This window comes from Aeromonas sobria (assembly GCF_050266975.1).
In the GTDB taxonomy this organism is placed as follows: Bacteria; Pseudomonadota; Gammaproteobacteria; order Enterobacterales; family Aeromonadaceae; genus Aeromonas; species Aeromonas sobria_B.
Genome location: NZ_JBKISU010000006.1, coordinates 69,560 through 95,307, shown reverse-complemented (window position 1 = coordinate 95,307; position 25,748 = coordinate 69,560). Strand labels below are relative to the sequence as shown.

The window sequence follows — 25,748 nt, the reverse complement described above, 5'->3', positions numbered from 1 at the left end:
CAGCCGCCGAGCTCAGTTGCGCTGCTTGGCCCGCATGATGTTGATGATCTCGATGTCGGTGTCCAGCATGCCCTGCCTGGAGAGCTGCCCCAGATTGGCGATGGTCTGATCCACGTCGTCGGAGACGATGCCCTCGCTCTGGGGCACCCTCAGGTTGTTGACCGCCATCAGGGAAGACTTCACCGCCGCCGAGGTGGAGGTGGAGACCTTCATGGAGCAGGCGCTGCCGGCGCCGTCGCAGATGATGCCGGACACATCCCCAATCATGTTGTTGATGCAGTGACTTATCTGCTCGAACCTGCCCCCCAGCAGCCAGGTGATGGCGGCGCCGGCCCCCATGGCGGCCGTGCTGGCGGCGCACAGGGCGGAGAGCTTGTTCTGGTACATCTTGATGTAGATGGCCACCAGATGGCTCATCACCAGTGCCCGGGTCAGCTGCTCCTCGCTGGAGCCGAGGAAGCGGGCGGCGGCCACCACCGGCATGGTGGCGGCGATGCCCTGATTGCCCGAGCCCGAGTTGGACATGGCGGGCAGCATGGCGCCATCCATGCGCGCGTCCGATGCGGCAGACGACAAGCGCATGGCGAGCGTCATCAGATCGTCGGAGAGCAGCTTGCGCTCCACCTGATCGGTCAGCATCTTGCCGATGCTCAGGCCATAGCCCTGCAAGCCTTCGTCCGCCAGGGCCTGGTTCATAGTGGCCGCCTCAGCGATGAAGGCGATCTCGGCGAGCGGTACCTCGAGGGCAAACTCGACTATCTCCTTCAGGGTCAAAGCCGGCCTGGCTGACCTGGCTGGCTGGATCTGCACCCCGGGCGCGCTGGCTTGCGTCATCAGCACCTCGCCATCGCGCTCCATCAACACGATGCGGGTGTGATCCGTGCAGATCACCACCCGGGCGCTGTGGCCATCGGCCTCGGCCAGCACCTCGGTGTAGAGCACATCGGGCACGTCCTTCACATCCACCTTGATGAGGGGCAGCAGCGCCTTGGCGGCGTCCACCTGCGCCGGGGTGAGGCCCTTGAGCACCTCCAGCCCCGCATCCGGGTTGCCCCCCGTGATGCCGACTGCGGCCGCCACCGGCAGGCCTATCATGCCGGTGCCGGGCACCCCGACTCCCATGCCGTTCTTGAACAGGTTGCCACTGACCCAGACGCTGATGCGGGTCGGATCCTGCCCCAGCAGCCTGCGGCAGTTGGCGGCGGCCAGGGCCACCGACATGGGCTCGGTGCAGCCCAGGGCAGGCACCACTTCGCGCTTGAGCAGGGCAATAAATTCGATCCATTGTGACTTCATCTGCGTGTGCTCCATGGTCGGGCGCTGCCCCTGTTGCATCTCATCAAACATCTATTATTGCGGAAAATCTCAAATTTAGTTGAGTCGTCCCGCGCGGATGGCAGGCATTATGCCCGACTTTTGAGCGATTGCCACGGCCGGCTGGCGACGCCGGCGTCACCTGACTACCTGGTGATGCCCGAGGCGGGAGGATGAGCGATACCATGGGCTGCGGGGGGCGTGCGGAGATGAAAAAGGGGGGCCTGAGCCCCCCTGGATATGCGTTGCGAAACAGGCGATCAGAGCGCCTTGAGGATCGCCTCGACGCTGGCCTTGGCATCGCCAAACAGCATCTGGGTGTTGTCCTTGAAGAACAGCGGGTTCTGCACACCGGCGTAGCCGGTGTTCATGGAGCGCTTGAAGCCGATGACGTTCTGCGCCTTCCACACTTCCAGCACCGGCATGCCGGCGATGGGGCTGCCCGGATCTTCCATCGCAGCCGGGTTGACGGTGTCGTTGGCACCGATCACCAGCACCACGTCGGTATCGCCGAAGTCTTCGTTGATCTCGTCCATCTCCAGCACGATGTCGTACGGCACCTTGGCTTCCGCCAGCAGCACGTTCATGTGGCCCGGCAGACGACCGGCAACCGGGTGGATACCGAAGCGCACCTTGACGCCGCGCTCGCGCAGCTTGTGGGTGATCTCGGCCACCGGGTACTGGGCCTGCGCCACCGCCATGCCGTAACCCGGGGTGATGATGACGGAGTGGGCGTTCTTGAGCATGTCGGCCACGTCTTCGGCGTTGGTCTCGCGGTATTCACCCATCTCCTGATCCGCCGTGGAGGCGACACCGTCGGAGCCGAAGCCACCGGCGATGACGGAGATGAAGGAGCGGTTCATCGCCTTGCACATGATGTAAGACAGGATGGCACCGGAGGAACCCACCAGGGCACCCACCACGATCAGCAGGTCGTTGGAGAGCATGAAGCCCGCCGCCGCCGCCGCCCAACCGGAGTAGGAGTTGAGCATGGAGACCACCACCGGCATGTCCGCGCCACCGATGGAGGCGACCAGATGCCAGCCGAACGCGAAGGCGATCAGGGTCATCAGGATCAGCGCCATGGTGGAGCCACCGACGTTGACGAAGTAGACCAGCAGCGCCAGGGAGACCAGCACCGCCAGCAGGTTCAGCTTGTGGCGGTGCGGCAGCATCAGCGGCTTGGAAGAGATGAGGCCGCGCAGCTTGCCGAACGCCACGACTGAACCGGTGAAGGTCACGGCACCGATGAAGACGCCCAGGAAGACTTCCACCAGGTGGATGTTCAGCATGGCGCCGGAGAGGTGCTCGGCCTGTACGGCCTGGGCCGCCTGCTCGAACGCCGCCCGGGCCGCGGCCAGGGTCGCATCCAGGTTGGAGCCGACGGAGACGACGACTTCAGCGGGCGCGGAGGGGTGCAGGTCGATGAAGCTGTTGAAGCCCACCAGCACCGCCGCCATGCCCACGAAGCTGTGCAGCACGGCCACCAGCTCGGGCATCTCTGTCATCTCGACCTTGAGCGCCAGACGCACGCCGATGGCGCCGCCGATGACCATGGCCAGCACTATCCAGTGCACGCCACTGGTTTCCGGGTTGAGTACGGTGGCGATGAGGGCGATGGCCATCCCCGCGATACCGAACAGGTTGCCATGCTTGGCCGTTTCTTGCTTCGACAGTCCCGCGAGACTGAGGATGAAGAGCACGGCGGCAACGATATAGGATGCTGTTACCAGTCCTTGAGACACGTTAAACCCCCTTAATCCTTACGGAACATCTTCAGCATGCGCTGAGTGACGGTGAAGCCACCGAAGATGTTGATACTGGCAATCAGCACGGCGACAAACGAGAGCGCGGTGACGAGCGTTGAACCCTGACCAATCTGCAGCAGAGCGCCGACCACGATGATGCCGGAGATGGCATTGGTGACCGACATCAGCGGCGTGTGCAGGGCGTGAGAGACGTTCCACACCACGTAGTAACCGACCACGCAGGCCAGGATGAAGACGGTGAAGTGGGAGAGGAAGGCGGCAGGTGCCACCGCGGCCACCCAACCGAAGGCGGCGATGCCGAGGGCACCGAACACGAACTTCTTGTTGGAGGGCTTCTTCTCTTCGGCCTTCTTGGCCTCGACCTTGGCGGCAGGCTTCTGCGGCGCGGCGGAGACGGCGATGGCGGGGGGCGGGAAGGTCACGTCACCGGCCTGGATCACCGTCATGTTGCGCTGCACCACGTCGTCGAAGTCGATGGCAACCTGGCCGTCCTTCTCCTTGCACATCAGCTTCATCAGGTTGACCAGGTTGGTGCCATAGAGCTGGGAGGATTGGGCGGGCAGACGACCCGGCAGATCGGTGTAACCGATCACCTTGACGCCGTTGTCGGTGACATGCAGTTCACCCGATACCGTGTATTCGCAGTTGCCGCCGGCCTGGGCCGCCATGTCCACGATGACGGAGCCCGGCTTCATGCTGTCCACCATCTCCTTGGTGATCAGCTTGGGTGCCGGCTTGCCCGGGATCAGGGCGGTGGTGATGATGATGTCCACTTCCTTGGCCTGCTGGGCAAACAGCGCCATCTCGGCCGCGATGAACTCTTCGCTCATCACCTTGGCGTAACCATCGGAGGAGGAACCATCCTCGCCGCCGAAGTCCAGCTTGAGGAATTCCCCACCCATGGACTCGATCTGCTCGGCTACTTCCAGACGGGTGTCGAAGGCACGCACGATGGCACCGAGGGAACCTGCGGTCCCGATGGCGGCCAGACCGGCCACACCGGCACCGATCACCAGTACCTTGGCGGGCGGGACTTTACCGGCGGCGGTGATCTGGCCGGTGAAGAAGCGACCGAACTGGTGGGCGGCCTCGACCACGGCGCGATAGCCGCCGATGTTGGCCATGGAGGAGAGGGCATCGAGGGACTGGGCACGGGAGATCCGCGGCACCATGTCCATCGCCATCACATTGATGTTGCGCGCGGACAGCTTCTTGACCAGCTCGGGATTCTGGGCGGGCCAGATGAAGCTCACCAGGGTGGCACCATCCTTAATTTCGGCGATCTCGGCATCGGTCGGGGCGTTGACCTTGAAGACAAGGTCGGCTTGCCAGACGCTCGGCACCACGCTGGCACCGGCCGCCTCGAAGGCGGCATCATCGAAGCTGGCCAGCTGGCCGGCGCCGGCCTCGACAGCCACCTCGAAGCCGAGCTTTTTCAGCTGCTCGACGGTGGCCGGGGTCGCTGCGACCCGGGTCTCACCGGCGAGACTCTCTCTCGGTATTCCAATCTGCATGACTATTCCCTGATGGTTAATAATTAATCGCGACCTAGTGTCTCATTTCTGGCGAAACAAGGCGCGGCCAAATTGCAGGCCAAGGACTCTTTGTTATGAAAATCAGCAGGCTCTCCCGCAACCTCCTGTCATGGTCAGGCCCCCGCTTTTCAGGTGCGAAGGTGATTAGTATCAAATTTTGGAGTTTTATTACAACCACGGTCCCGGGCGGGCGGGTAAAGAATTCGGCCCATCCTGGACCCTGATTAAAAAAAACGTACCAAATTAGAGGCTTAATACCAGCAAAAAGCGCTGAAAAAAGTGATCCAACCAGTCAAAAAAAATGTTTTGCCGGCCCTCTATCTTAGCGCTTTTTGTTCTTATGAAATCTGCCGTTGGCGCATCTGATGAACCGAAAGGGGAAAAAGTAACCTTTTTGTAACGACAGAGGGACCCAGCCCCCGCCATCGGGCGGGCTCGGGTCCCCTGGTTCAACCCCTGGCAGAGCCGGGGATCCACGCTCGCCTCTTACCAGGCGGCCTCATAAATATGCCGGCTCTGGGCCAGGTCGATGTCGCCGTGCTCGCCGAGGGCGGTCATGCCGTGCTCTTCGAGCTTGGCCAGCAAGGTATCGAGCTTGGCGTCCGCCACGTAATCCCGCAGCCGGGTCTTGATCCCCATCCGCTCGAAGAAGTCGCGGGTGGCTTTGATCGCGCCGTCGATGCGCTCCGCCTCGCTGCCGCTGCGCAGATCCCAGACCCGCTCGGCGTATTGCAGCAGCTTGGCGCGCTTCTGCTCACGCTTGGCCTGCAGCAGGGCGGGCAGCACCACCGCCAGGGTCTGGGCGTGGTCCAGGCCGTGCAGGGCGGTCAGCTCGTGGCCCAGCATGTGGGTGGCCCAGTCCTGGGGCACACCGGCACCGATCAGGCCGTTCAGCGCCAGGGTGGCGCTCCACATGATGTTGGCGCGCACGTCGTAGTCTTCCGGCTCCACCAGCGCCTTGGGGCCCTCCTCGGCCAGGGTCAGCAGCAGCCCTTCGGCGAAGCGATCCTGCACCTTGGCGTTGACCGGGTAGGTGAGGTATTGCTCCAGGGTGTGGATGAAGGCATCCACCACGCCGTTGGCCACCTGACGGGCGGGCAGGGTGTAGGTGAGCACGGGGTCGAGCACGGCGAAGCGCGGCATCACCAAGGGGGAGAAGAAGTGCTGCTTGTCACCCGTGCTCTTGCGGGTGATCACCGCGCCCATGTTCATCTCGGAGCCGGTGGCCGGCAGGGTCAGCACGCTGCCCAGGGGAATGGCGGAGGCCACCTCACCCCCGACGGTCTCGAGGATGTGCCAGGGGTCTTTGGCCGGATCGTAGTGAGCGGCCGCGGCGATGAACTTGGTGCCGTCCAGCACTGAGCCGCCGCCCACGGCGAGCAGGAAGTCGATGCGCTCGGCGCGGGCCAGCTCGACGGCGCCCATCAGGGTCTCGTAAGCCGGGTTGGGCTCGATGCCGCCGAACTCGAACAGGGTCAGGCCCGCCAGCTCGCTGCGGATCTGCGCCAGCAGGCCGCTGCGCACCACGCTGCCGCCACCGTAGGTGATGAGGACACGGGCGTCGGCCGGGATCTGGCCGCGCAGCTGGGCCACCTGGCCCTTGCCGAACAGCACCTTGGTGGGGGTGTGCAGGATGAAGTTGTTCATGGGATCTCCCGGGGTGATCGTAGTCGGTAAGGTATGGGTTGCATTTTTCTCTTATAACCACCTACCATCAAGGGAACTTTCTGCCGATTTCTTGCCTATTTCTACTGAGCCTGGATAAATGAGTACAAATCAGCCCGTCGCGGCGACCCAGCAGTCCGCCCTCGCCAGCCGGCTCGCCGCCCTGGCGCCACACCCGGGGATCACCGCCGCCCCCGTGCCCGGCGTGCACCTCATCTACACCACCGAGCACCACGACCGCATCCCTGTGCTCTACCGCCCGCGCATGATCATCATCCTGCAGGGGCACAAGGTGGGTTATCTCTCGGACTTCACCTTCCGCTACGACCCCGAGCACTACCTGATGATGACCCTGCCGCTGCCCTGCGAGTGCGAGTGCTTCGCCTCCCCCGAGTCCCCCCTGGTGGGACTCTCGGTGGAGATCGACGTGGCGGCGCTGCAGGCCCTGCTGCTGGAGATGGGGGACGCCGCCCCCGCCCCGGCGGAGCCGGGTCGCGGCGTGGTCTCCGTGCCCCTCTCCGAAACCATGCTGTGCGCGGTGGAGCGCCTCATCGAGGTGATGGACAAGCCGCTCCACGCCCGGGTGCTGGGGCCCCAGATAGTGCGCGAGATCCTGTTCCACGCCCTGCACGAAGGGGGCGCTCCCGCCCTGCTGGCCATGGCCAGCCGTCACAGCCAGGTGAGCCAGATAGCCCGGGTGCTGCGTATCATGGAGCAGCGCTTTACCGAGAACCTGACGGTGGAGGAGCTGGCCCGGGAGGCGAACATGAGCGTCTCGGCCTTCCACCACCACTTCAAGGCGGCCACCGCCACCTCCCCACTGCAGTACATCAAGACCCTGCGCCTGCACAAGGCGCGGCTGATGATGCTGCACGACGGCCTCAAGGCCGGGGTGGCGGCGGACAAGGTCGGCTACGAGAGCGGCTCCCAGTTCAGCCGCGAATACAAACGCTTCTTTGGCAACACCCCGAGCGAACACGCGGCGCGCTTTCGCTCCGGGCAACTGCGTATCGTGGAGGGATGACATGCGCACACCGATCCTGCTCGTTCTGGCCCTGCTCGCCACCGCCTGCACCGGCCTCGCCGATGGCATCCGCCCCGTCACCGGCTTCCAGCTCGACCGCTACCTGGGTACCTGGTACGAAATCGCCCGCCTCGACCACAGCTTCGAGCGCGGGCTGGAGCGGGTGAGCGCCAGCTACAGCCTGCGGGATGACGGCGGTGTCAGGGTGATCAACCGGGGGCAGGACGAGCAGGGCGTCTGGCGCGAGGCCGAGGGCAAGGCCTACTTCGTGGGCAAGCCGGACGAGGGGCGGCTCAAGGTGAGCTTCTTCGGCCCCTTCTACGGCGGCTACAACGTCATCGATCTGGACCCCGACTACCAGCTCTCCCTGGTGACCAGCTACAGCCACGACTACCTGTGGATCCTCGCCCGCTCCCCCCAGCCGCCAAGGGAGAAGGTGGATGCGCTGATTGCCAAGGCCAGGGAGCTGGGCTTTGCCACCGACCAGCTTATCTGGGTCAGGCAGGCTCCCTGAGTCTGTCGTGAAATAACCAAGGGCAGCCTGCGGGCTGCCCTTGTCGTTGCTGGAATGGCGGGATGATCAGAGCCGGAAGCGGCCCACCTCCTGCTCCAGCCGCTCGGTCAAAGACTTGAGCTCCGCGGCCTGGGCGGCCTCTTCCCGCGCCTGCTCCGCCAATGCCTGGGAGACGTGGCGGATGTTCTCTGTGTTGCGGCTGATCTCGCCGGTGACCGAGGTCTGCTCCTCGGCCGCCGCCGCTATCTGGGTCGCCATGTCGCTGATGGAGCCGATGGCCTCATTGATCCGCGCCAGGCTCTGGTTGGCGGCCTCCGCATCCTCCACGCTGGTGCCCGCCAGCTGACGACTGGTCTCCATGCCCCCCACGGCGCGGCGGGTGGTCTGCTGCAGCGCCTCTATCATCTGCTGGATCTCGGCGGTGGAGTCGTGGGTGCGGCGCGACAGCACCCTCACCTCGTCCGCCACCACGGCGAAACCACGGCCCTGCTCACCGGCCCGGGCCGCCTCGATGGCGGCGTTCAGGGCCAGCAGGTTGGTCTGCTCGGCGATGCCGCTGATGGTGGCCAGGATGCCGCTGATCTTCTGGGCATGGCCATCCAGCTCATGGATGGTCTGGCTGGCATCGGCCACCTCGTCCGCCAGACCCGTGATGCTGCGCTGGCTCTGGCCGACCTGGGACTGACCGGCTACCGCCAGCCTGACCGCGTCGCCGGAGGTGGTGGCGGCAAACTCGGCGTTGCCGGCTATCTCCTGGGTGGCGGAGGCCATCTCGGTCACCGCGGTCGCCACCATGACGATCTCGTCCTGCTGCTGGCGCACCCGCTGGCTGCGCGCCTGGGCCCCCGCCGCCTGGGCCCGCGACTGGGCAGCCAGCTCGGTGGTGACGTCACGCAACCGGCTGACGATGCCGTGCAGCCGGGCCACGAACTGGTTGAAGTTCTGGGCCAGCAGCCCCACCTCATCCTTGCTGTTGGCCGTTATCTGCACCGTGAGATCCCCCTCGCCATGGGCTATGTCGGCCAGCGCCTTGGAGACCCGGCCGAGATCCGCGAACAGGTAGTTGAACATGGCGATGAGCAGGGCGCTGAACACCAGCAGCAGCACCAGGGTCAGCCCCACCAGCTGCCACAGCAGGGTGGCGAAGGGTGCCTCCAGCACCTCCTTGTACATTACCATGGCCAGCAGCCAGTCAGTGCCGGGCACCCCCTGCACCGACATCAGTACCTCGCGCCCGTCTATGGTGGCTCCATGGAGCTGGTTGCTGCTCTCGCCCCACTGGCGGAAGGTGGCGGCAGAGAGCCCGGGCGCCAGCTCGGCCACCGGCTTGAGGGCCAGATCCTTGTTCGGGTGGCCGACGATGAGGCCGCTGCTGTCGAGCAGCATGGCGTACCCCTCCCCCTGCACCTTCATCGCCAGCACCTCGTCGATCAGCGTGTCGAGGGCCAGGTTGGCCCCCACGGCGCCCACCAGCTCGCCCTGATGGCGCACCGGCTCGGCCAGGGTCACCACCAGTTTTTGCATGGTCACGCTGACGTAGGGGGCGGTGACGATCAGCCTGCCCGCCTTGACCGCGTCCTGATACCAGGGGCGCTCGCGAGGGTCGTAGTCGCCGGTGTTGAGGGAAGGGTCCTGGCGCGTCATCACCCCCTGGGTGGAGCCAAAGTAGGTGAGACCGAAGCCGCCCGAGGTATAGGCCTGCTTCAGGTGGGGCACCAGGGTCGCCTGGGGATTGTCGGCGATGACGGCGGTCAGGGCCTCGACCGCGTGCTTGCGATCCGTCATCCAGCTGCCGATGGCCACCGAGTGGGCATGGCCATAGTTGACCGCCTCGCTCTGGATGGCGCTCATGGTGCGGGATTTGAGGGTGTGGAAGGCGACGATGCCGAGCAGGGCTGCCATCAGCAGCACTACCCCCAGGCTGGTCGCGAGCAACTTGCCGCGCAAAGAGAGTGTCATGACTACGGATCCTTGTGATGACGGGAGGCCAGAAACACCCCCATCTTGCTAGAGGATATCGGCGACGGCATCGCTGGACTTTAGTCAGTCACCTCAGTTTCCTGATCCTCTGCAACAGGATCTGCCGTGAGTCACGAAAATCTCGCCCCCGCCCCATCTCTCACCGCCCTGACGTCCCCACCGCCCAATCGTGATGGTGACCAGGGGCGGACGAGTGCTCGGCACTCCCCAGCCAAGGTGCCTGGGATGACAAGTCGGAGTCCTATCGTCAATGCTGTGCAAGGTATCGACCCCATTGCCTCAGGCTATCGTGGCCCACCTCACCATTCGATTTGCCCAGAAGAAGGAAGATAAGGCGATGGCTGAAGGGTGGCTCCATCTCACCCACTCAGGTGTATAGGGCGCCCTCAACGGGTATCAGGTTCGGGCGACACCCAAGGGGAGACGGGCGATGCAGACAAGGGGCCAATCGGCGAGCAGGCCCTGGCGGCGGCCCTCGATGACCAAGGGGGCTGAGCTCAGGCCCAGGGCACCCGCCTGGGCTGTCATGCGAGGGGAACAATCAGCTAAGCACAGAAGTGCGAAAAGCCAGCTCAATGAGCTGGCTTTTCTGAATCTGGCAGGGGCGGAGGGATTCGAACCCCCAACCATCGGTTTTGGAGACCGCTGTTCTACCAATTGGAACTACGCCCCTGCAACAAACGAGGCGAATTATACAAAGCCGAGATCAAAGGTAAAGGCTTTTTTCAGGATTGTGGCGCGATTGCACGATTGCTGTACAACGAGGTCGATTTTGCCACCCTATCGAGGATAACTGGCTGTATTTGCAGCCGGAGCCAACTAGGAAAGCCGCAGAATAGGGATTAGGGTAGAGGGTGAGCAGGGAGGTACGCATATGCTCAACTATCGACTATTGCAGCTGTTGGCCCCGCTCAACTTCAGGGATGAGCGCAAGACAGAGTCTCTGCCCGACTATCTGGCCCGGGTTGCCCCCCTGGTGCCGGCCATTCCCGAGAATGTGCTGGCCCAATGGATTTACCGCCATTGGCGCGGCTTTGAGTCCAACTGGAGTTTTCTCGATCTCGCCTGCCACGGCTTCGAGTGCCAGGTCTGGGATACGGCCCGCGTCGTGAGCCAGATAGGCTCCCGCCATATGGAGGTGATAGCGCGCTGGCAGGAGCTGTTTTGCCACAACCGCTATGTGCGCCGCTCCTGGCTGGGCGCCGACATGCTGAGCCGGGGCAGCTGGCCCGAACCCATCATAGTGCTCGCCCCCGAGCCTGGCGGCCGTTATCCGGACGGCCAACCTCTGCCACAACCCTATTGCCTGCTGGAGGGACACCACAGGCTGGCCTATCTGCGCGCCATGGTCGCCGAAGGAGCGCCCCTGCAACCCAGCCACCAGATCTGGATTTGTCGACCCGTTCACAACAGTTAAACGTTTTTTTGCCGCTAAAGTGCCAGAAAAATAAATTTTTGACAATTCAAAAACCAGCCCTATAATCGGTGCGGTTTTGAAAAAAGTCGGGACAGGACGATGCCGTTTTTGATGAAAAAAGCAGCCTTGCAGACGGGTGGAGCGCACCAGAGCGGCCCCGTTGTTTCCGGTTCCCGCCCCGCAGATCCCCCGTTTTTTTTGAAAAGAGCCCCTGTTTCAGGGGCTTTTTTTTGCGCCAGAAAACCCTCCATTGATGTCAAAGGGAATGCAGACGATGACCAATCCACTCTATAACAAACACGTCATCTCCATCTCGGACCTGTCCCGCGCCGAGATGGAACTGGTGGTCGAAACCGCACAGCGGCTCAAGGCCGAGCCCAACAACCTGCTGTTGAAAGACAAGCTGATCGCGAGCTGCTTCTTCGAGGCCTCCACCCGTACCCGCCTCTCGTTCGAGACCGCGGTGCAGCGCCTGGGGGGCAACATCATCGGCTTCGCCGACGGCGGCAACACCAGCGCCAAGAAGGGTGAGACCCTGGCCGACTCCATCAAGATCATCAGCTCCTACACCGATGCCGTGGTGATGCGCCACCCGAAGGAAGGGGCCGCCCGCCTCGCCTCCGAGTTCTCCCGGGTGCCGGTCATCAACGGCGGTGACGGCTCCAACCAACACCCGACACAGACTCTGCTCGACCTCTTCTCCATCCATGAGACGCAAGGGCGCCTGGACGGCCTCAACGTCGCCTTCGTCGGCGACCTCAAATACGGCCGCACCGTCCACTCCCTGGCCCAGGCCCTGAGCCTGTTCAACTGCCGCTTCTTCTTCATCTCTCCCGAGGCGCTGGCGATGCCGGATTACCTGTGCGAGGAGCTGGAAGAAAAAGGCATCCAGTTCAGCGTCCACGAGACCATGGAGGAGGTGATGCCCATGCTCGACATCCTCTACATGACCCGGGTGCAGAAGGAACGCTTCGACGAGACCGAGTACAAGCACATGGCCGCCAAGTTCGTGCTGGAGCTGGCGACCCTGGAGGGGGCCAAGCCCACCATGAAGATCCTGCATCCCCTGCCCAGGGTCGACGAGATCGAAGTGGCCGTCGACAAGACCCCCCACGCCTACTACTTCCAGCAGGCGGAAAACGGGGTCTATGCACGCCAGGCACTGCTGGCACTGGTACTGAACGAAACTGTCTGAGCCGAGGGAATATCATGTCCGACAAGAACCAACTGCAAGTCGAAGCCATCCGTCACGGCTCCGTCATCGACCACGTCCCCGCCGGCCAGGGCATCAAGATCCTCAAGCTGTTCCAGCTGATCGAGACCCAGGAGCGGATCACCGTCGGCTTCAACCTCAAATCCGGGGCGCTCGGCAAGAAGGACCTCATCAAGATCGAGAACACCCGGCTGACCGAACAACAGGCCAACCAGCTGGCGCTGTTCGCCCCCAAGGCGACCGTCAACATCATCGAAGACTTCAATGTGGTGAAGAAACACCAGCTGGCCCTGCCGGAGTTCATCGCAGGGGTCTTCCACTGCCCCAACTCCAACTGCATCTCCCACAACGAGCCGGTGGACAGCTACTTCAGCGTGCGCGAGGTGAAAGGGGCTGTGCGGATGAAGTGCAAATACTGCGAGAAGTCCTTCACCCAGGACATCGTCAGCGAGCGCTACTGATGGCGCCTGCGAGGCGAGCACGTACGGATCTGATATTGGGCCCCGAGGGGCCCATTTTTGATGCGGGTCACAGCCTGCGTTGGCCCATTGGTTATAATTTGCCACCTCTGCCATGGTTAGCACCATGGATCCACTACCCTATACGCTCTCGTCAGTCGATCCCGCCAGTGTCACCGCACCCGTTCGCAGATCTCGCTGATGATAACGCCAAAGGATATCCACCTTGGTCAAGACCCATCCCCATCCGGCGGAGCAGGAAACCGACACGGCGCAGCTCGATGCCTGTCGTCGCATCGTCGGCCAGCACTGCTTCAGCACCCAGGAAGAGATCCGCACCGAGTTGGCTCAGCAGGGGTTCGCCGACATCAGCCAGTCCACCATCTCCCGCCTGCTGCGCCGCCTCGGCGTGGCCAAGGCCCAGAACGCCAGCGGCAAGAAGGTCTACACCCTGGTTGAGGATCAGTTGGAGCCCTCTGGCTGTCGCCGCTCGGTGCACGACATGGTGCGCTCCGTGGACCACAACCGCCAGCTGGTGCTGATCCACACCACCCCGGGGGCCGCCACCGTGGTGGCGCGCCTGCTGGATCGCCACGCCAACCCCGAGATCCTGGGGGCCGTGGCCGGCAACGATGTGGTGCTGGTCGCCCCGCGCCACGTCAGCCGCACCCGTCAGGCCCACGAGGCCGTGCTGCGCACCCTGGCCCAGGCCCGCTAGCCGGGCCCTGCGCCGCCAAGGCAGCACCATGACAACACAGAGGCGACCCAGGGTCGCCTCTGTGTTGTCCGGCATCGCCAGTGGCGCAACAAAAAAGGGAACCTATGGCTCCCTTCTCCATGACTGGCGGCCGTCAGAGACTGGCCCCCAGGCTCAGGCAGACCACGATCAGCACGGTCAGGATGCCGAGCAGCGGCGCTACCCACTTGAGCCAGCGCACATAGGGCACCTTGGCGATGGCCAGGCCCCCCATGACCACGGCTGAGGTCGGGGTCACCAGGTTCACCAGGCCGGAGGCAGACTGATAGGCGGTCACCACCAGCTCGCGGCCCACGTTGGCGAAGTCGGCAAGGGGCGCCATGATCGGCATGGTCAGCACCGCCAGACCGGAAGAGGACGGCACCAGGAAGGAGAGCACCACCTCCAGCGCGAACATGACGTTGATGAACACCACGGTGGAGAGGCCGGTCACCAGGCCCTCCGCGCTGTGCAATATGGTGTGGGTGATCATGCCGTTGTCCATCACCACCACTATGCCGCGAGCGATGCCGATGATGAGGGCCACACCCAGCAGGTCGCGGGCACCGTCGATGAAGTTGGTGGTCAGCTCCTCCTCGCTCATGCGGGCGATGAGGCCCACTATGATGGCGGACGCCAGGAAGACGCCGGAGATCTCGGCCATCCACCAACCCAGCACGGCCACCCCGTAGATCATCACGGCAAAGGCGGCGACGAAGATCCCCAGCACGATTTTGCGAGTAAGAGTGAACTCCAGCATCTCGTCGCTCTTGTTGCCGAGGAAGTGGGCGCGGTTCTCTTCCCACTTGTCGGCCACCAGGGACTTGCTGGGATCGCTTCGCACCATCTTGGCGTAGCGCATCACATAGGCCACGCACAGCAGCCAGCCGGCCACCAGCATGGCGATCCGCAGCCAGATGCCGTCGGTGAAGGAGATGCCGGCGGCGTTGGCGGCGATCACGGTGGCAAACGGGTTGATGGTGGAGCCCAGCGTCCCGATCCCGGCGCCCAGCAGCACGGTGGCGGCGGCGACCAGGGGGTCGAAGCGGGCGGCCATCATCACCGGCACCAGCAGGGTGTAAAACGGCAGCGACTCTTCGGCCATGCCGTAGATGGTGCCACCCGCGGCGAACAGCGCCATCAGTATGGGGATCATCCACTCCTCGCGGCCACGCAGGCGGTAGGTGACCCGTTCGATACCGGCATCGATGGCCCCTGTCTTGGTCACTATGCCAAGGAAGCCGCCGATGATCAGGATGAAGAGGGAGACGTCGATGGCGCCTGCCTCATAGGTGTCGTGATTGTAGAGGCCATCGATGGGTGCCAGCAGCACGTCGACGATCCCCTGGGGATTGGCCTCCACCAGCTGGTAGGTACCGGCCACCGGCACCTCCTTGCCGAGGGCTTCGTTCATGGCCATTTCATATTTGCCGGCCGGCACTATCCAGCTCAGGGCGGCGACGAACGCGATCAGCACAAACAATATGGTGTAGGCTGACGGGAACTTGAATTTTGTCATGGTCCAACATCCTTCTGTGGGGTGGTATCCATGCAGGCTGCGGGTAGGGTTAGAGGTATAGTTCCGCTGTCACATGGTTGTAAAACCGGGGGTCGCCCCCCGGCACCACTACTGCGGCCTCAGTCGCCCAGGGTCGCCACCATCACGGCCTTGATGGTGTGCATCCGGTTCTCGGCCTCGTCGAAGACGATGGAGTGATCGGATTCGAACACGTCCTCGGTCACCTCCAGGCCTTTCATGCCGTATTTGTCCGCCACCTCCTTGCCCATGGTGGTCTCGTCGTTGTGGAACGCCGGCAGGCAGTGCATGAACTTCACATCCGGGTTCTTGGTGGCGTTGATGACGTCCATGTTGACCTGATAGGGGGTCATCAGTTTCACCCGGGCATCCCAGGCTTCCTTCGCCTCACCCATGGAAACCCAGACGTCTGTGTAGAGGAAGTCGGCCCCCAGCACCCCCTCCTTCACGTCTTCGGTCAGGTGAATGCGCGCCCCTGTCTCTTCGGCAATCAGGCGGCATTGGGCGACCAGTTCCTCTTGCGGCCAGAAGGCTTTCGGTGCCACCAGACGGATATCCATGCCCATCTTGGCCGCGCCCACCATCAGGGAGTTGCCCATGTTGTTGCGGGCATCACCCAGGTAGGCGAACTTAATTTGATCCAAGCGCTTGCCCTTGCCGTGCTCCAGCATGGTCATGAAGTCCGCCAGGATCTGGGTCGGGTGGAATTCGTTGGTCAGGCCGTTCCAGACCGGCACGCCGGCATGGGCACCCAGCTCTTCCACTATCTCCTGGCCGTAGCCACGGTATTCGATGCCGTCATACATGCGCCCCAGCACCCGGGCAGTGTCCTTCATCGACTCCTTGTGACCAATCTGGGAACCGCTTGGGCCGAGGTAGGAGACCTGGGCGCCCTGGTCGAAGGCCGCCACTTCGAACGCGCAGCGGGTACGGGTGGAGGTCTTCTCGAAGATGAGGGCGATATTCTTGCCGGTCAGGTGTTTGCGCTCGTAGCCGCCGTATTTGGCTTTTTTCAGGTCGATGGCGAGGTCAATCATGTATTGGATTTCGCGCGGGGTGAAGTCCAGCAGTTTCAGGAAGTTACGGTTACGCAGATTAAAAGCCATGATGAGTTCTCTCTCTATTCATTCAAATTGTTCCGGGTGGCAGCCTGGGCTGCGCACTCGAGGTCGACAGATGTCGGGTCAGCGATCCCCTCAGGCGGGGATGGCAAGATTGGCCACTATGCTGGTGCCGGCCTCCCCCCTGAGGATGGCCAGACCATCTTCCAGGCAGCCGATGCCGACCATGCCGCCGGTCGCCGTCACGAATTCACAGGATGCCTCTATCTTGGGCCCCATGGAGCCGGCATCGAACGGAATGCCGGCCAGCTCGGCCGGGCTGGTGGTGCGCAGGGGGCGCTGGGTCGGTTTGCCCCAATCCAGGTAGACGGCATCGGCATCGGTCAGGATCAGCAGGGCATCGGCCTTGATCTGCTTGGCCAGGTAGGCGGCGGACATGTCCTTGTCGATGACGGCCTCGATACCGGTCAGCCGTTCTCCGTCCCAGGTCACCGGAATACCGCCACCCCCGGTACAGATGATGAGGTGGCCCTGGGCGATCAGGGTTTCGATGGCATCGCCTTCGACGATACGCCGGGGCAGCGGGGAGGGCACCACCCGGCGAAAGAAGTTGCCGTCGGCCTTGACGCTCCACTGCTTCTCGGCCGCCAGGGCGCGGGCCTCGGCCTCTTCATAGACGGGACCGATAAACTTGGTCGGGTTGGCGAAGGCCGGATCCTCAGGATCGACCTGCACCTGGGTCAGCAGGGCGGTGACGTTGCGGCTCGGCATCAGGTTTTTCAGCTCCTGGATCAGCATGTAGCCGATCATGCCCTGGGACTCGGCCCCCAGCACGTCCAGGGGATAGGGAGAGACCTTGGTGTAGGCGCTGTTTTGCAGGGCCAGCAGGCCGACTTGCGGGCCATTGCCGTGCACCAGCACCACATTGTACTGCTCGGCGATGCGGGCGATGGTCTTGGCAGCGGTCCCTATGTTCTTGCGCTGGATGTCGGCCTCGAGGGGCTCACCGCGGCGGAGCAGGGCATTGCCTCCCAGGGCGACGACGACTGTTGGTTTTTTCATGGTCTGGTTCTCGTTTCGCTGGAGAAGTGGCGCCCGCCTCTGCCGGCGCCACGCCGTCTTGTCAGATGCCGTCACGTTCCATCGGGCAGCTCATGCAGCGGGCACCGCCGCGGCCACGGCCCAGCTCGTTGCCCGAGATGGGCAGCACTGTGATGCCGGCCTTGTCGTACTTCTCGTTGGTGTAGGTGTTGCCCTCGTAACCCACCACCACACCGGGGCGTACGGTCAGCACGTTGTTGGCATCGTTCCACTGCTCGCGCTCGGCCTCGAAGCTGTCACCGCCGGTGGTGATGAGTTTCAGCTGATCCACCCCCAGCGCCTGCTCGATGGCGGTGACGAAGTAGCCCTCCTCCTTGATCTTCATGCCGGTGGCGCCGCCCGGGGTCAGGCTCCAGCAGTTCACATCCTTGCGGATCACTTCCGGATAGACGGAGAAGGTGTCTATATCCATGTGGGTCATGACGGTATCCAGGTGCATGCAGCTGCGGTGTTTCGGCAGCTCCATGGCGATGACCTGCCTGGCCTGGCCATGCTTGAACAGGCTGCGGGCCAGGTGTTCGACCCCTTGCGGCGTGGTGCGCTCGGACATGCCGATCAGCACGGCGCCGCGGCCGATGACCAGAACGTCGCCCCCTTCGATGGTGGCGTTGTCATAGTCGCGATCCTCGTCACCGAAGTACTTGATGAAATCCTGACCGGCGAACTGGGGATGCCAGCGGTAGATGGCCTTCACATGGTTGGTCTCCCGACGGCGGGCGGCCTTGGCCATGGGGTTGATGGAGACGCCGCCATAGACCCAGCAGGAGGTGTCGCGGGTGAACAGGTGGTTGGGCAGCGGCTCTATGATGAAGTCGGTCGGGGCGTGCATGCCCACCACCATGTTGATGCCGCTGAACGGCATCTCGCCGTAGGTGAGGCCGCCGGAGAGGATGCGGGCCAGCTCGTGATGGGGCATGTCCGCCAGGAAGCAACGCACGTCATTGGAAAGGGAAGGCCCGAGACGATAATCGGAGATCTGATGTTGCAGCAGCCAGGTCTTGGCTTCCGGCACATCCAGGGTCTCGGCCAGCAGCTTGGTCAGCAGGAAGACTTCGACATTCTGATCCCGCAGCACCTGGGCGAACTTGTCATGCTCTTCACCGGCCCGCTCGACGGAGAGGACATCGTCGAACAGCAGATCCTGGCAGTTGGAAGGCGTCAGGCGCTTGAGACTGAGATTGGGGCGATGCAACATGACACGGCGCAGTTGGCCAACTTCAGAACCTACATAAAATTTGCTCATGGTTATATTCCGTCTCTTGGGGTCCATGCGAGTGATTGAATAGACTCCTTCTATTCTTTCTCATGGCTCAGGCGGGATATTCTTTATATAGGGTACTTGGCTTGTGTTCTATCCTGCCTATGCCTTTCGAGATAGAGGTTAGGCCTGCGAAAACACCAAAACTTAGAGATGGGTCACATTCAGTCCAGACTGAATAAAATGCAGTATGTTTGTTTGAACCCACCGACATAACTGTCAATTCGTCCGGCACCCCCTTCGCATTCATATGCATTTATTCATTATTTTATTCTTTTCTTCGCGGCCATCCCCCTCCGGCAAACCAGTATTCAATAGGCCACAAAAGATATCATCTTCCTTTAAATACAATCAATTAGATGTCAATTGGCGAGATGCACAGCTTTATATGCAAGCCTTTGCATTTTTCATTGAGGATCATGAGGAAGACGCCGGGATAAAAAGTCATCCCGATGGGGTTTGATGCATAGATATTTTCTTGTCCTGGATCAAGGCAAAGGAATCAAGCCAGCGGGGAAGGGTGTATCCGCCCCAGTCACCAAGGGCCTTCGCGGCTGGCTATGCAAGAAAAACGCATCTTGCCGGCACGACGCTTCGCGACGCTCCCCTCAACTATTTTGAAACTTTTTTCATTAGTTGAATTTATGCCAAATCCTTGCGGTGAGGGCCGCCTCAACTTAACTAAAAAAGTGATCCGGATCACAACGGTATCCATATGACGTTAACGCTTCCGTCATCAATGTCATCAAGGAGAGCTCCATGAACATCAAACCCCTGCTTCTGCTCGTCGCCCTGGTTGTGCCCATGACCCCCACCCTGGCCCGAGCCGATGGCGCCCAGGCCATGCCGCTGGTGGTCTGCCATGTGGACAACAAGCCGCAGATGCTGGTGCCCGAGTACATCTGCATCTGGCACGGCGGGCGCCAGCACTACTAGCCAAGACAAGGGGAGGTTCGCCTCCTCTCTTGCCCCCCAACCTCCCTTTCCCTTTCTCCGCTCCGCCGTTTCGGCGCCAGACCCGGACCATGCTGGCGGTCTGCTGCGGCCCCTTGCCGCGATGCCCCCAACCCTTCCCCTGTCCCGATCGCTGCCATCCTCTTTTGCCCGGCGCCTCTGCGCCATCCTGAGTGAGTCCAGGCAACCTGACCCGGCTTGGGTGGCGGCGAGGGATTTGTGAGATATTCGCCATCAATAACGAGAGAGATCGCCCTGACACTTGCCTGTCATAATCGGATTGATGCGTGTTAAAAGCGCCAGCTTAAATCATTAACCATATGATACTGTTGCGATAAAGCGCATCTCTTCGACCAATGAGAACGAATCCATCAAAACGTTTTTCAGTATGGCGTTGTGGGCGGGTCGAAAATCCTTATAGTTACTCCTGCACGGACGCAGTCGAAGTCAATCAGGAAGATTGGCTGCCAGGGTTAGGCAAATGGACTCACCACAGGATGTGGTAAAGGACACCTCCCAGGACGGAGAAAGTGCGACGGGAATGGATGACTCGTCTGGCCATGATGGCTAAAGGACACCCCAAAGGATTGGGAAGGGGAAACCTAAAGGAAGAGGTATAGTCAGGGATTGCAGGGAGCAACTTCGTTCACGGATATGAACGATAAGACTATCGGGGGCGACGCGAGTCGCCCCCATCTTTTTGTCTTTTTTACCGCCTCCTCCTTGCCGCGATACCGATAAAGCGGGCGCCAATGAAAAGGGCTGCCTGCGCCGCCCTCCCCGTCTCCTGTTGCCGACACCCGCCCCATGGGGGCTGCTGCCTCACGCCAGTCGAAAATGCGCCACTATCTGGCCCAGTCGGTCATAGGTCTGCCGCATCGCCCCCGCGCTCGCCACCGTGGCCTCGCCATTGCCCTTGAGCTGGCGGATCACCTCGGCGATGGCCGTCATGTTGCGATTGATCTCCTCGGCCACCGCACTCTGCTGCTCGGCAGCGGTGGCAATCTGGGTGGTGAGGCCATTTATCTCCACCACCTCCCCCATCATCACATCGAGCGAGTCATTGACCCGGGTGGTGTTCTCCGCGGCACTCTGGCAACGCTGACGCGTCATTGACATGGCATCGACCAGGCTGGCGCTGCCCCGCTGCAATCTGGTCAGCATGGCCTGGATCTCCGCCGTGCTCTGCTGGGTGCGGCCCGCGAGGGAGCGCACCTCATCGGCCACCACGGCGAAACCACGGCCCTGTTCACCGGCCCGGGCCGCCTCGATGGCGGCGTTGAGCGCCAGCAGGTTGGTCTGCTCGGCGATGCTGCCAATGACCCCCAGCACCGAGCCTATCTGCTGCACCTCCTGCTGCATGGCCTGGACCGATCCTGCCGTCGCCTCCACCTCCGCCACCAGCGCCATCACGCTGTTCATGGCGCCATCCACCACCTCCCGCGTCGCGTTCGCCAGTTGCTCGCTCTGCATGGTCAGGTGCGCCGTGTCGGCGGCGCTGCGGGAGACGGAGACGGCGGTGGCGCTCATCTCGTTGACCGCGGTCACCACCTGCTCCGTCTCGTTGACATGGGTCATCAGCAACTGCTGGGCGGTTCGGGTCTGGCCGGTCAGGCCGCCGATGTCGTCATGGAGCTGGCCGCTGGCCTGGCTCACCGCCAGCATCATCTCCTGCAACTGGGCGATGAAGCGGTTGATACCGTCCGAGATCTGGCCGAGATCATCCTTGCTGGTCACCGCCAGGCGGCGAGTCAGGTCACCATTTCCCTCACTGAGGGCCAGCACCAGCCCCTTGAGGGAGAGGATGGGGCGGTAGGCCAGATTGAGCGCCACCATGGCCAGCACCATCACCACCAGGGCGACCGCGAGCAGGGCCAGGGTGATCTTGCCATTGATGGCCTGGGTCATGGCGCGGATATGGTCGAGATCCACATAGCCGGTCAGGGTCCACTGGCTGCCGCGGATATCCAGCTGGTTGGGGCGAGACTCGCTCTCCCCCTGAGGCTTGCTGCTGTAGAGCAGCTGGCCCTGGCTGTCGGCCAGCGCGAAGGAGCGCCCCTCCCCGCTCATCTCCTCCAGCAGACGCTGGAATTCGCTCATGTCGAGGTAATAGAGGTAGGCGGAATCGGCGCCCCTGGGCACCAATATGGTGATGACCGGCTTGCCATCCAGCTGTTGCAGCGGGCTGACGGTGATCCGGTTGCCGGCCTCGGGGATCAGCTTGCGCAGGGCATCGACCCTGGCCTTGTCGTCGATGACGCCGTTCACGTCGAAGGCCATGTCGCCGATCACCTTGACGATGTTATGAAAGCCGGTCTCCTCCAGGGTCTTCTTGACATTGGTCACCCCGAAGTTGAGGTTGGCCGCCAGCAGGATTTTCTGGTTGATGTCCCCCGCCAGCTTCTCTTTGACCAGGGCTATCTGTTCATTGATGTTCTGGGTGGACTGGGTGCGGATGTAACCACTGATGAAGTGATTCACACTGAGCCAGGCGGTGCCGATGGTGACCAGAATGGCCAGCAGCAGCAGGACGTAGATTTTGACTTTGAATGCCATGGGGTGGGTCCCTCCAAAGAGAAAGGGCCGGAACATGTCCGACCCTCTCTGCCAATGCTTACTTCTTCTTGGCGTACTTCATGGAATCCAGCGCCACCGCCAGAATGATGATGCCGCCCTTGATGATGAACTGCCAGTAAGGGCTGACCCCGATATAGGTCAAGCCATAGTTGATCAGGGTGAAGATGAGCACCCCGGTGATCACACCGGCCACCGTCCCCACCCCACCGGCAAACGACACGCCGCCCACCACGCAGGCTGCGATGGCGTCCAGCTCGTACATGAAGCCCAGGTTGTTGGTGGCACTGCCGACCCGGCCCGCCTCCAGCATGCCGCCGAAGGCGTAGAAGACCCCGGCCAGGGCATAGATGACCACCAGGTTGACGGCCACGTTGACGCCGGAGACCTTGGCCGCTTCCGGGTTGCCGCCGATGGCGAAGATGTTCTTGCCAAAACGGGTCTTGTTCCACAGCACCCAGACGAAGACGCTGGCGATGGCCGCATAGAAGGTCAGGTACGACAGCTTGAAGCTGCCTATCCGGATGAAGCCCTGGGCGAAGCTGGAGAAGCGGGGATCGAAACCGGCCACCGGCGACGCGCCCACCGAATCAAAGTAGAGGGAGTTGATGCCATAGACGATGATCATGGTGCCCAGGGTGGTGATGAAGGGCGTCACGTTCAGGTAGGCGACGATCAGGCCGTTGACCAGGCCAATCAGGGCCCCCACGGCGCACACCAGCAGGATCACCGCCGGGATCGGCACCTCCCCCAGGCTGGGGAACACCTTGTTGACGTTGGTCAGCGCCTGCAGCATGGTGGCGGCGATCAGGGCCGCCAGGCCGACCTGGCGCCCGGCCGAGAGATCCGTCCCCTGGGTGATGATGATGCCCGCCACCCCGAGGGCGATGATGACCCGCACCGAGGACTGGGTCAGTATGTTGCTGAGGTTGGTGAGGCTGAGGAAGGAGGGCTCCTGGATCACGATGACCATGAGCAGCACCAGCAGCACCAAATAGATGGCGTTTTCCTTGAGCGCCTGCATCAGATTGAAATTTTTAGCCGACTCCATAAATGTCTTCCTGTCTCTAGAGGTACAGAGATGCCAGGCGCAGTATCTCGCTCTGGTCAGTTTCTTTGGTGTTGACGATCCCGGCGACCCGGCCGTTGCTCATGACCAGGATGCGGTCGGTGATGCCGAGCAGCTCCGGCATCTCGGACGAGATGATGATGATGCCCTTGTCCTTCTTCGCCAGCTCCAGGATGAGCTGGTAGATCTCGAACTTGGCGCCCACGTCGATGCCGCGAGTCGGCTCGTCCAGCATCAGGATCTCCGGCTGGGTCAGCAGCCAGCGGCCGATGATCACCTTCTGCTGGTTGCCGCCGGAGAGGGAGCCAATCTGGGTCTGCTGGGTCGGGGTCTTGACCCGCATGGCGTCGATGACCCACTGGGTGTCGCTCTTCATCTTGTTGTTGCTGAGCAGCCCCATGGAGCCCTTGTAGCTGTCCATGTTGGCGATCAGGGAGTTGAAGGCGATGTCGAGCCGGGAATAGATGCCGGTGGAGCGACGCTCCTCGGTCACCAGGGCGAAGCCGTTCAGGATGGCCTCGTGGGCCGTATGGTTCGCCACCACCTTGCCATGGATCCTGATGATCCCCGCGCTGTGGTCGCGAATGCCGAACAGGGTCTCGACGATGTCGGTACGCTTGGCCCCCACCAGACCGGCGATGCCGAGGATCTCCCCCTTGTGCAGGTTGAAGCTCACGTCCTGGATGGAGGGCTGGTTCTTGGCCGTCAGGTGCTCGACTTCGAGGATCACCTCTTTGGGCTGGTTGGTTTTTTCCGGGAAGCGCTGGGTCAGCTCGCGACCGACCATCATGCCGATGATCTGATCCATGGTCATGCCCTCAAGCGGCTGGGTCGCTACCCACTGGCCATCCCGCAATATGGTGATCTCGTCACAGAGCTGGAAGATCTCCTCCATCTTGTGGGAGATATAGACGATGCCGCAGCCCTTCTCTTTCAGCTTGTTGATGATCTTGAAGAGGTGATTGACCTCCTTCTCGGTCAGGGAGGAGGTGGGTTCGTCCATGATGACGATCTTGGCGTCGTAGGAGAACGCCTTGGCGATCTCGATCATCTGCATCTGGGAGACCGACAGGGTGCCCACCTTGACCTTGGGGTCGATGTCGATGTCCAGCTCGTCGAAGATGCGCTTGGTGTCGTCATACATCTTGTGGTGATCGACAAACCAGCCCTTGGTGGGGTAGCGGCCGAGCCACATGTTGTCCATCACGGTGCGCTGCAACACCAGGTTCAGCTCCTGGTGCACCATGGAGACGCCGTTCTCCAGCGCCTCTTTCGAGGAGGTGAAGTTGACCTCCTGTCCCTTGAAGAAGATCTTGCCCTGATCCTTCTCATAGATGCCGAACAGGCACTTGAGCAAGGTGGATTTTCCCGCCCCGTTCTCGCCCATCAACGCATGCACAGAATGAGGACGGACCCGTAAATTGACATTATCGAGTGCCTTGACGCCGGGAAAACTCTTACTGACGTCAATCATCTCCAACAGCCATTCTGATTGTTGCTGTGTTGTCATATCAGCCATCACATCTGGTTGAAGAGAGGGCAAGGGGGTCGCCCTTGCCCTGGAGGAGGGGATTACTCGAATTGAGACAGGTTGTCTTTATCCACACCCACGTAGGCAACGCGCACGACCTTGTCGACGATGTTCCAGTTGGTGCCTTCACCCGCCGCCTTGCCTTCACCCAGATTCTTGGTCAGATCGAAGGTGGCCTTGGCCTGGTTGGCCGCATCGTTCAGCACTGTACCCGCCATGGCACCACTCTTGACCATGGCCAGGGCCTCCGGCAGGGCATCGACGCCGAACACGGGGATGGCAGTCTTGCCCTGGGCTTTCAGTGACTCGACCGCGCCCATCGCCATGCCGTCGTTGTTGGCGATGACCACTTCGATCTTGTTGGCGTTGGGGCCGGAGATCCAGGCGTCCATCTTGTCTTTCGCCATGGCGGTATCCCACATGCCGGTATCCATGTGCAGCTGCTCTGTCTTGAGACCGCCATCGTTCAGGGTCTTGACCACATAGGAGGTGCGGGCTTCCGCATCCGGGTGGCCGGGCTCACCCTTGAGCAGCACGAACTGGATGACGCCATCCTTGTTCAGGTCCCACTCGGGATGGGCGGCCCAATGCTTGGCGATCAGCTGACCCTGGATGATGCCGGACTCCTTGGAGTCGGTACCCACGTAGTAAGCCTTGTCATAGCTGGCCAGATCGGCGGCGCTCGGCTCCTTGTTGTAGAACACCACGGGGATCTCGTCGGCACGGGCCTTCTCAATCACGACAGGGGCCGCCGCCGGGTCCACCAGGTTGATGGCCAGGGCCTTCACCCCCTTGGCCAGCAGCACGTCGATCTGGTCGTTCTGCTTGGACTGGTCATTCTGGGAGTCGTTCATCAGCAGCTCCACCCCGGGGTTGGCTGCCGCCTCCTTCTCGATGGCCTTGCGCACTACCGCCATGAAGTTGTCGTCGTACTTGTAGACGGTAACGCCCAGACGAGTGTCGGCCTGGGCGCTGGTCCCTGCGGTCAGTCCCATCAGCAGGGCGGCGACTGTCGTGATTTTTCTCATTGTTATGCTC

The 25,748-nt window shown here is 62.1% G+C and carries 20 protein-coding genes and 1 tRNA gene; 7 read left to right on the top strand and 14 right to left on the bottom strand.

Annotated features, from left to right (window positions below):
- Nucleotides 1–12: 12 nt before the first annotated feature.
- From ACLHZ1_RS05145 to yqhD, 4 genes are all read right to left on the bottom strand, one after another.
- Complete coding sequence (locus ACLHZ1_RS05145) at nt 13–1,311, bottom strand: serine dehydratase subunit alpha family protein (protein WP_427261272.1); 1,299 nt, start codon at nt 1,309–1,311, stop codon at nt 13–15.
- A 263-nt stretch (nt 1,312–1,574) separates the two neighbouring features.
- A complete protein-coding gene (gene pntB / locus ACLHZ1_RS05140) occupies nt 1,575–3,059 on the bottom strand; it encodes a Re/Si-specific NAD(P)(+) transhydrogenase subunit beta (protein ID WP_041997926.1) in 1,485 nt (494 codons plus the stop codon).
- 11 nt (nt 3,060–3,070) lie between these two features.
- Nucleotides 3,071–4,597: a Re/Si-specific NAD(P)(+) transhydrogenase subunit alpha gene (locus ACLHZ1_RS05135; protein WP_427261233.1), complete on the bottom strand. Its 1,527-nt coding sequence runs from the start codon at nt 4,595–4,597 to the stop codon at nt 3,071–3,073.
- A 507-nt stretch (nt 4,598–5,104) separates the two neighbouring features.
- Entirely contained in the window at nt 5,105–6,265 is a 1,161-nt protein-coding gene (yqhD, locus tag ACLHZ1_RS05130) for an alcohol dehydrogenase (protein ID WP_427261232.1), read from the bottom strand.
- A gap of 118 nt (nt 6,266–6,383) precedes the next feature.
- Here yqhD and ACLHZ1_RS05125 point away from each other — a divergent pair, with 118 nt between their 5' ends.
- Nucleotides 6,384–7,307 carry an AraC family transcriptional regulator N-terminal domain-containing protein gene (locus ACLHZ1_RS05125; RefSeq protein ID WP_427261231.1) on the top strand — a complete coding sequence of 308 codons (924 nt, stop codon included), beginning with the start codon at nt 6,384–6,386 and terminating at the stop codon, nt 7,305–7,307.
- A gap of 1 nt (nt 7,308) precedes the next feature.
- Nucleotides 7,309–7,821: a lipocalin family protein gene (locus ACLHZ1_RS05120; protein ID WP_427261230.1), complete on the top strand. Its 513-nt coding sequence runs from the start codon at nt 7,309–7,311 to the stop codon at nt 7,819–7,821.
- 66 nt (nt 7,822–7,887) lie between these two features.
- Here ACLHZ1_RS05120 and ACLHZ1_RS05115 read toward each other — a convergent pair whose 3' ends face one another.
- Nucleotides 7,888–9,780 carry a methyl-accepting chemotaxis protein gene (locus ACLHZ1_RS05115; RefSeq protein WP_427261229.1) on the bottom strand — a complete coding sequence of 631 codons (1,893 nt, stop codon included), beginning with the start codon at nt 9,778–9,780 and terminating at the stop codon, nt 7,888–7,890.
- 617 nt (nt 9,781–10,397) lie between these two features.
- Nucleotides 10,398–10,474 (bottom strand) — tRNA-Trp (locus tag ACLHZ1_RS05110).
- A gap of 201 nt (nt 10,475–10,675) precedes the next feature.
- On the opposite strand from ACLHZ1_RS05110, the gene ACLHZ1_RS05105 reads away from it, so the two are divergent.
- The 4 genes from ACLHZ1_RS05105 to ACLHZ1_RS05090 all read left to right on the top strand — a co-directional run bounded on the left by ACLHZ1_RS05105 (nt 10,676) and on the right by ACLHZ1_RS05090 (nt 13,607).
- Nucleotides 10,676–11,218 carry a hypothetical protein gene (locus ACLHZ1_RS05105; protein ID WP_427261228.1) on the top strand — a complete coding sequence of 181 codons (543 nt, stop codon included), beginning with the start codon at nt 10,676–10,678 and terminating at the stop codon, nt 11,216–11,218.
- A 274-nt stretch (nt 11,219–11,492) separates the two neighbouring features.
- On the top strand, nt 11,493–12,413 hold the full coding sequence (pyrB, locus tag ACLHZ1_RS05100) for an aspartate carbamoyltransferase (RefSeq protein WP_427261227.1): 921 nt from the start codon (nt 11,493–11,495) through the stop codon (nt 12,411–12,413).
- 14 nt (nt 12,414–12,427) lie between these two features.
- The gene (gene pyrI / locus ACLHZ1_RS05095) at nt 12,428–12,892 is read left to right on the top strand and encodes an aspartate carbamoyltransferase regulatory subunit (protein ID WP_427261226.1); all 465 of its coding nucleotides are present in this window, start codon (nt 12,428–12,430) and stop codon (nt 12,890–12,892) included.
- Between the two features lie 223 nt (nt 12,893–13,115).
- Entirely contained in the window at nt 13,116–13,607 is a 492-nt protein-coding gene (locus ACLHZ1_RS05090; protein ID WP_427261225.1) for an arginine repressor, read from the top strand.
- 133 nt (nt 13,608–13,740) lie between these two features.
- Here the strand turns inward: ACLHZ1_RS05090 and ACLHZ1_RS05085 are convergent, their stop codons facing one another.
- From ACLHZ1_RS05085 to arcA, 4 genes are all read right to left on the bottom strand, one after another.
- A complete protein-coding gene (locus ACLHZ1_RS05085) occupies nt 13,741–15,144 on the bottom strand; it encodes a YfcC family protein (RefSeq protein ID WP_427261224.1) in 1,404 nt (467 codons plus the stop codon).
- A 119-nt stretch (nt 15,145–15,263) separates the two neighbouring features.
- On the bottom strand, nt 15,264–16,268 hold the full coding sequence (argF, locus tag ACLHZ1_RS05080) for an ornithine carbamoyltransferase (RefSeq protein ID WP_427261223.1): 1,005 nt from the start codon (nt 16,266–16,268) through the stop codon (nt 15,264–15,266).
- Between the two features lie 90 nt (nt 16,269–16,358).
- A complete protein-coding gene (gene arcC / locus ACLHZ1_RS05075; protein ID WP_427261222.1) occupies nt 16,359–17,285 on the bottom strand; it encodes a carbamate kinase in 927 nt (308 codons plus the stop codon).
- A gap of 61 nt (nt 17,286–17,346) precedes the next feature.
- The gene (gene arcA / locus ACLHZ1_RS05070; RefSeq protein ID WP_427261221.1) at nt 17,347–18,567 is read right to left on the bottom strand and encodes an arginine deiminase; all 1,221 of its coding nucleotides are present in this window, start codon (nt 18,565–18,567) and stop codon (nt 17,347–17,349) included.
- A 774-nt stretch (nt 18,568–19,341) separates the two neighbouring features.
- Here arcA and ACLHZ1_RS05065 point away from each other — a divergent pair.
- On the top strand, nt 19,342–19,518 hold the full coding sequence (locus ACLHZ1_RS05065; RefSeq protein ID WP_427261220.1) for a hypothetical protein: 177 nt from the start codon (nt 19,342–19,344) through the stop codon (nt 19,516–19,518).
- Nucleotides 19,519–20,358: 840 nt separating this feature from the next.
- Here ACLHZ1_RS05065 and ACLHZ1_RS05060 read toward each other — a convergent pair.
- From ACLHZ1_RS05060 to mglB, 4 genes are read right to left on the bottom strand one after another with little or no spacing between them, the layout of a single operon-like run.
- Nucleotides 20,359–22,092, bottom strand: a complete 1,734-nt coding sequence (locus ACLHZ1_RS05060) for a methyl-accepting chemotaxis protein (protein ID WP_427261219.1) — start codon at nt 22,090–22,092, stop codon at nt 20,359–20,361.
- Between the two features lie 58 nt (nt 22,093–22,150).
- Nucleotides 22,151–23,161 (bottom strand): galactose/methyl galactoside ABC transporter permease MglC, encoded by a 1,011-nt coding sequence (gene mglC / locus ACLHZ1_RS05055; protein ID WP_427261218.1) that lies wholly within the window; start codon nt 23,159–23,161, stop codon nt 22,151–22,153.
- 16 nt (nt 23,162–23,177) lie between these two features.
- A complete protein-coding gene (mglA, locus tag ACLHZ1_RS05050; protein WP_408796010.1) occupies nt 23,178–24,698 on the bottom strand; it encodes a galactose/methyl galactoside ABC transporter ATP-binding protein MglA in 1,521 nt (506 codons plus the stop codon).
- Between the two features lie 53 nt (nt 24,699–24,751).
- Complete coding sequence (mglB, locus tag ACLHZ1_RS05045; protein WP_408796011.1) at nt 24,752–25,738, bottom strand: galactose/glucose ABC transporter substrate-binding protein MglB; 987 nt, start codon at nt 25,736–25,738, stop codon at nt 24,752–24,754.
- Nucleotides 25,739–25,748 lie beyond the last annotated feature (10 nt).

Excerpts from the sequence above, each read along its gene's own strand:
- ACLHZ1_RS05115 (WP_427261229.1), bottom strand. The coding sequence starts at position 9,780 with ATGACACTCTCTTTGCGCGGCAAGTTGCTCGCGACCAGCCTGGGGGTA.
- ACLHZ1_RS05060 (WP_427261219.1), bottom strand. The coding sequence starts at position 22,092 with ATGGCATTCAAAGTCAAAATCTACGTCCTGCTGCTGCTGGCCATTCTG.
- mglA (WP_408796010.1), bottom strand. The coding sequence starts at position 24,698 with ATGGCTGATATGACAACACAGCAACAATCAGAATGGCTGTTGGAGATG.
- ACLHZ1_RS05145 (WP_427261272.1), bottom strand. The coding sequence starts at position 1,311 with ATGGAGCACACGCAGATGAAGTCACAATGGATCGAATTTATTGCCCTG.
- yqhD (WP_427261232.1), bottom strand. The coding sequence starts at position 6,265 with ATGAACAACTTCATCCTGCACACCCCCACCAAGGTGCTGTTCGGCAAG.
- arcC (WP_427261222.1), bottom strand. The coding sequence starts at position 17,285 with ATGAAAAAACCAACAGTCGTCGTCGCCCTGGGAGGCAATGCCCTGCTC.
- ACLHZ1_RS05085 (WP_427261224.1), bottom strand. The coding sequence starts at position 15,144 with ATGACAAAATTCAAGTTCCCGTCAGCCTACACCATATTGTTTGTGCTG.
- ACLHZ1_RS05125 (WP_427261231.1), top strand. The coding sequence starts at position 6,384 with ATGAGTACAAATCAGCCCGTCGCGGCGACCCAGCAGTCCGCCCTCGCC.
- arcA (WP_427261221.1), bottom strand. The coding sequence starts at position 18,567 with ATGAGCAAATTTTATGTAGGTTCTGAAGTTGGCCAACTGCGCCGTGTC.
- pyrI (WP_427261226.1), top strand. The coding sequence starts at position 12,428 with ATGTCCGACAAGAACCAACTGCAAGTCGAAGCCATCCGTCACGGCTCC.
- mglB (WP_408796011.1), bottom strand. The coding sequence starts at position 25,738 with ATGAGAAAAATCACGACAGTCGCCGCCCTGCTGATGGGACTGACCGCA.
- argF (WP_427261223.1), bottom strand. The coding sequence starts at position 16,268 with ATGGCTTTTAATCTGCGTAACCGTAACTTCCTGAAACTGCTGGACTTC.
- ACLHZ1_RS05120 (WP_427261230.1), top strand. The coding sequence starts at position 7,309 with ATGCGCACACCGATCCTGCTCGTTCTGGCCCTGCTCGCCACCGCCTGC.
- pyrB (WP_427261227.1), top strand. The coding sequence starts at position 11,493 with ATGACCAATCCACTCTATAACAAACACGTCATCTCCATCTCGGACCTG.
- ACLHZ1_RS05105 (WP_427261228.1), top strand. The coding sequence starts at position 10,676 with ATGCTCAACTATCGACTATTGCAGCTGTTGGCCCCGCTCAACTTCAGG.
- ACLHZ1_RS05135 (WP_427261233.1), bottom strand. The coding sequence starts at position 4,597 with ATGCAGATTGGAATACCGAGAGAGAGTCTCGCCGGTGAGACCCGGGTC.
- ACLHZ1_RS05065 (WP_427261220.1), top strand. The coding sequence starts at position 19,342 with ATGAACATCAAACCCCTGCTTCTGCTCGTCGCCCTGGTTGTGCCCATG.
- mglC (WP_427261218.1), bottom strand. The coding sequence starts at position 23,161 with ATGGAGTCGGCTAAAAATTTCAATCTGATGCAGGCGCTCAAGGAAAAC.